Raw genomic sequence first — 1,010 nt, forward strand, 5'->3', positions numbered from 1 at the left:
GGCACCAGCAGCGCGCCCCACAGCACGAGGAACAGGAGCGCGCGCCGCATCGCCGCCCCGTCCGAGCCCGGCCGCCGCGCCTGCGCCATCGCCAGCCCGCCCACCACGCTGGTGACGGAGAGCAGCGCGGCCATCATCCCCCAGGCCTCCGCGCCCACCCCCAGCGCGTCCAGGCGCGGCGGGATGGCCGCGTCCACCAGGCCCCAGCTCACCCCATTGGAGATGACGCAGAGGTAGACGAGGCCGGGCAGCCCGGTGCGGAAGGGGATCAGCGACGCGCGCTCACCGGGGGCGGTGGAGGCCGGGGGCGGCTCGCGGCCCGGCATGCGCCGGTTGAGCAGCGCGGCGCCCACGTTGCACGCCGCCATGACGACGAGTGCCAGGGCGGGGTGGACCAGCGCGAGCGCACCCACCAGCGGCGGGCCGATAATCCACTGCACCTCCACCAGCACCGCGTCGATGGAGAAGGCCGGCTCCAGCAGCCGGGCCGGCAGCACCGCGGGCATCAGCGCCCGGTACGCGCCGAACACCCCCGCGGGCACCACGCCCAGCGCCAGCGACAGCCCCAACAGCAGTGGCAGCGGCGCCCGGACGACACAGGCCGCCGCCAGGGCCAGGCTCAGCCCGGCCATGCCCAGCATCGGCGCCGTCAGCCCGTCCGGCAGCCGGCGCCGGTCCATGGCCCGCCCCCGGAAGGGCGCCGCGGCGGCCGCCCCGAAGGCGTAGGCGCTCGCCATCCACGCGCCGGAGGCATAGGAGCCCGTGGCCAGCTCGCCCGCCAGCAGCAGCGCGAAGGCCGCCATCGTCCCGCTCAGGCGGGCCGCCGCGGAGGCCGCCACCCAGCGGCGCCAGCCCGCCTCCGCCCAGAGTGCGCGCTGCCCAGCCCCTCCGTCCTCCATCACCCCGGCCTGTTCCGACATGGGCTCCCTGCTAACCCGGAATGCCTCCGCGCGCATCTGCCGCGCGCATCCCTGGGAAGCGTGCCAATGGCGTCACGGGCGGGGGAGAGG

Annotated in this window: 1 protein-coding gene; it reads right to left on the reverse strand. The window is 76.9% G+C overall.

Going from position 1 to position 1,010, the window contains the following annotated elements:
- On the reverse strand, positions 1–920 hold a 920-nt coding region (locus tag HG543_RS53820; protein ID WP_169352697.1), incomplete at its 3' end, for an MFS transporter.
- Positions 921–1,010: the final 90 nt, after the last annotated feature.

It is taken from the genome of Pyxidicoccus fallax (assembly GCF_012933655.1).
Taxonomy (GTDB): domain Bacteria; phylum Myxococcota; class Myxococcia; order Myxococcales; family Myxococcaceae; genus Myxococcus; species Myxococcus fallax.